This is a genomic window from Pseudoalteromonas arctica (genome assembly GCF_012927645.1).
GTDB lineage: Bacteria > Pseudomonadota > Gammaproteobacteria > Enterobacterales > Alteromonadaceae > Pseudoalteromonas > Pseudoalteromonas arctica_A.
Map to the genome: position 1 here is coordinate 1 of NZ_JABBMT010000062.1, position 3,905 is coordinate 3,905.

Below are 3,905 nucleotides of genomic sequence, written 5' to 3' on the forward strand. Positions count from 1 at the left end.
TGGAGTTTTTTTTATTTTCTCCACCATAGCATAAGGAGAGGTAAAGTAAATAACCTCCTCCTTTGGTTGTGTGAAAGACCGTAAATCTCTCCCCTTTAAACTCCATTTTCACCGTAAATCTCTCCCCTTTAAACTCCATTTTCACCGTAAATCTCTCCCCCTTTCCCCTCTACAGCCCTTTGCTGACGTGGCCTGTAGAGGTGCTAAAAACAAGAGATCTAATAAACAAGAAAGATTAAAAAGGAAAACACCTGTGGATAACCTAAAAATTTAAGTGAAATTTGGGCCTAAATCCCCTCTTAGGGGCGTTGCCCCTGCCGGCCTTTCCCCTCGCTTCGCTCGTACCGGCATACCCCAAGAATGCCTTCGCTACGCTCAGAGTTGATTTTAAACGCTCGTTGAGCGCCAACCCAAAGCCTGAATCATTGGGGCAATCAAAATGCGCTAGCGTGGCTTACAGGCCGTGCATGATTGGTTTATCAGGGCACGAAGGGAGATCGGATCGGGTGATCCGTTTGTGATCGCGTTGTGAGGCTGATTTTTCGTTAAACACCGTTGGGTTATCGCTCGTTCCTCGCTGCGGCTTCGCCCTCATAGTCGCTTATTATCGGCTGTAGCCCTTATTTTTATTGGAACGACTACAAATCGCCCCACGGGTTTGATTTTGTTGTTTCAGCGATTCAGTTAACTTGATCACCTCAGCGACCTGATTTTTATCCAATCCATCAAAGTGCTTTGAAAGCGCCTGTATCGAATTCTGAGCATTTTTTAAGTCTTCGTGCACATTTCCTAGGGTCTTACTCATTTCGTGCCTCTTGCGCGTTTCTGAGGCGCTTAAACGGGCTTTCTCAACACTGGGTTGGATCTGTTTGTTCACTTCGCGGATAATTCGGGCTTGGTATTCCTCATCAGATTCCACCGTGGTACTGAAAACGCCTTTCTTGAGAACTTTGCGTTCTTTGTCCACCGTGAGCGGTGCTTGTGGTTGATTTATCTGCCCGTAAAACGATTGAACCCGCTGATGGGTTGCCTTGCTGCCCTCAATGCCGCGTTGAAAATCATGTTTAACACCTACCTGTTGCGCAAAATCGGTTTGCATGGCGTTCAGCGCTTTAGCGCCTCCCAAAAAGTGCCGTGCGTTTAATTTTCCTTTGGGGTCAATGGGGACGACATAGGCGTACATGTGCGGTGTTTTTTCATCCCGATGAATCCCCGCATACACCACGTTTTCAGCCCCGTGTTTTGCTTTAAGCCAGGCGAGCGAATCATGAAAATAATTATCCTGGTCTTTGCGTGATTTGGCGGTCATCGCTTCTGGGGAGGCGGTGATCAAATACTCGATGGCCATCACGCCATTTTTACGAATTTTATCCGGTAAACGCGCATTGACAGCCGCCATCGCTTCATCCGAACTTTGTGCGCCGATATGGATATTTTCTGGCGTTAATTTGGGATCTGCGTTGGGCGTGTCTTGCTCACGAAAAGCATGCTTTGTTGAGCGGCAAATTGCGCCCTTGGATTTTAACTTCTGTGTTCGCAAAATAACAAAATTCATCGGTGACTCGGTGCGGGGGAGTGTGAACATAGAGTAATATATGTGGACTCACTACACAATTTTTAAACGCTGCGCTAAAATTGTGGTTCGTGCCCCCCCTAAATCGGGTGCAAAAAGGAGCAATAAATGACACAAAAAAAAGATGACCTTACGCAATTATGCGATGCAATTAATGCGGATTTAGAGAGTGAAAAAACACGTCAATTCTATGCTAATTTAGAAGGGGAGGATTACGAGCTAAAAGATAAAAAAGAGGCCCTCGAAAAGTGGCTCGCTGAAGGGAATAATTTAGAACTGCCTGTGTGGGTATCTAAGAAAAATGAACCCTGAAATATGTTTGTTATTTGCGCAGCAGGGCTAAAAGTGGGAACATATAAAATATATTAATCAAGGATGTGTGGACAATGATAAGCCCAGAACTATTATTTATTGAAGATTTTGAAGAATTGCAAAGACCCTTATTCCGAAGTGGTAATTCTTCAAGCCCTAATTTTAGTCAAAATAGAGCTCTAAAAGATGTTTCCGTATATGAAAAAAATGGTATTTCTTATGTTAGAGCCAATGGCAATGGTTTTTCTACCTTTGACTACATTACAAGTGGAATGAAGAGGCAAGGAAAAAATGTATGGAAAATAAAACAAAGAGTGCTTATACCTCAGGGATTGAAAATTGTTTTTGATAGGAGTCCAAATAAAAAGGGTCATTTTATGATTGCTCCAGAGCAAGATATGCCTTTAATGAAATATCTTGGTTTATTACAAGAGCTAGGTTCTGATGTAAACAAATGTGTCAAATTAACACCACAGGAAATACAAAATGCTTAAATTAGATGGTTTATCTATTCCCATGATTATGGGGGACTGGCGCTTAATTATCGAAGCATTAGAAGAGAAACTACAAAAAAATATAGCTATAGATCTAGATACGGTAAGTGAAGATGAAGCTGCTGATATTTGTGAAGATATAGATAGAGTAGAAGGTGTGTTAGCTTATGTTCAAAGTGAATATAAAAAAGAATATAATCAATAGCTTGTGATTTGTAAATTAAATTCAAAGCAGGTTTTTACTAACATGGAACGTATACGATTAAGCTGGATAAAACAGCTAAAAGAGAGGGAGTATGTCAGAATCTAAAGTTAGTCTAGCTTATCATAATAAATCTAAAGATCGCCCCCTACGTGGAACTCCTGAATTTGAAGAATGGGTGCAAGAAAAAGCTAGAAAACAATTTGAAGAGATTTTTAGTGATGAATATCAAGCTGAATTGGAAGAGTTGTACCAAGATGATCCTGAGATGTTTAAAGGGATGCTATGTGGTGATCCAAACTTTTTATCTTTGCCCTTAGAAGAGCAAGAAGCTATAGACGTAGCATCGGAAAAACGATTTTTGGAAGAGCAGCGAAAGCATTTAAAAGTCATTAAATAATCGCAATGTTTGAACGTCATTTTACACTGTACCTAACACACATGGTAAGGTGACAAATCGCAGTGAGTATATTTAAATGTTTAAATTAACATTTAAATATCCATTTTAAGCTGAGCACTTTTTTTAAATTCAAATGATAGGGCTGCTACAGAGCGACCCTTTTTAATCGTTTCCAATTTAATCTCAAGATCACTTCGTAGGTTTAATTCTTTGATAGATGGTTTTATTACCCATTTATTGAGATCTTTAAACTGATGATATTTATCAGCTATACCCAATGCTGACTTAAAATCTTCTAAATAAATCACTCGTTCTCCGGTGCTATTAAATTTCATTAAAAGCTCATAGATACGAATGGAATGGGAGCTTTGTAGGTTGGCTATGCTCCTAAGTTTATAAGTGGTGAACCTACTCTGTAATTGGCTAATATACTTTAGAACTTCATCAGACCACATTAGTCTTACCGCACCTTCACCTTTGAGTTTTTTTACTTTCATTTGAATCCAGCGAAGTTCAATTTCTTCGTTTTCATCTCGTAATATTATGCTTGATTTGAATAGAGCATCTGTGGCTTTGTAAAGCTCCCTATGAGCATTTTTAATATCAATACCCATCATCTCGGAAAACTCTAATGCTGTAATACTAATTTCTTTTGTAACATTTTTATCTGGTCTCGAGTCTATTTTGCCAAGGCAAGCAAGAACTAATTTTTGAGCTTGTACATTAAGTTTATAACTGGCATCGATTAAGTTGTTTGATTTAGCTATAGACATATTATTCATTACTTCAACCTTTAGTGGAGTTTTTTTTATTTTCTCCACCATAGCATAAGGAGAGGTAAAGTAAATAACCTCCTCCTTTGGTTGTGTGAAAGACCGTAAATCTCTCCCCTTTAAACTCCATTTTCACCGTAAATCTCTCCCC

6 protein-coding genes are annotated in these 3,905 nt (G+C 39.5%); 4 read left to right on the forward strand and 2 right to left on the reverse strand.

All coding sequences use genetic code 11. The features are described from left to right. Positions 1-604 precede the first annotated feature (604 nt). Positions 605-1,555: a MobV family relaxase gene (gene mobV / locus HHO47_RS18655; protein ID WP_169021650.1), complete on the reverse strand. Its 951-nt coding sequence runs from the start codon at positions 1,553-1,555 to the stop codon at positions 605-607. A gap of 126 nt (positions 1,556-1,681) precedes the next feature. Here mobV and HHO47_RS18660 point away from each other — a divergent pair, with 126 nt between their 5' ends. The 4 genes from HHO47_RS18660 (at position 1,682) to HHO47_RS18675 (ending at position 2,981) form a co-directional block, all read left to right on the forward strand. Next, the gene (locus tag HHO47_RS18660) at positions 1,682-1,885 is read left to right on the forward strand and encodes a hypothetical protein (RefSeq protein ID WP_169021651.1); all 204 of its coding nucleotides are present in this window, start codon (positions 1,682-1,684) and stop codon (positions 1,883-1,885) included. Between the two features lie 74 nt (positions 1,886-1,959). Then, entirely contained in the window at positions 1,960-2,379 is a 420-nt protein-coding gene (locus tag HHO47_RS18665; RefSeq protein ID WP_169021652.1) for a hypothetical protein, read from the forward strand. Next, entirely contained in the window at positions 2,372-2,584 is a 213-nt protein-coding gene (locus tag HHO47_RS18670; RefSeq protein WP_169021653.1) for a hypothetical protein, read from the forward strand. Before HHO47_RS18665 ends, HHO47_RS18670 begins: the two co-directional genes overlap by 8 nt. Positions 2,585-2,675: 91 nt before the next feature. Further along, entirely contained in the window at positions 2,676-2,981 is a 306-nt protein-coding gene (locus tag HHO47_RS18675; protein ID WP_169021654.1) for a hypothetical protein, read from the forward strand. A gap of 92 nt (positions 2,982-3,073) precedes the next feature. Here the strand turns inward: HHO47_RS18675 and HHO47_RS18680 are convergent, their stop codons facing one another. Then, positions 3,074-3,763 (reverse strand): replication initiation protein, encoded by a 690-nt coding sequence (locus HHO47_RS18680; protein WP_169021655.1) that lies wholly within the window; start codon positions 3,761-3,763, stop codon positions 3,074-3,076. Positions 3,764-3,905 lie beyond the last annotated feature (142 nt).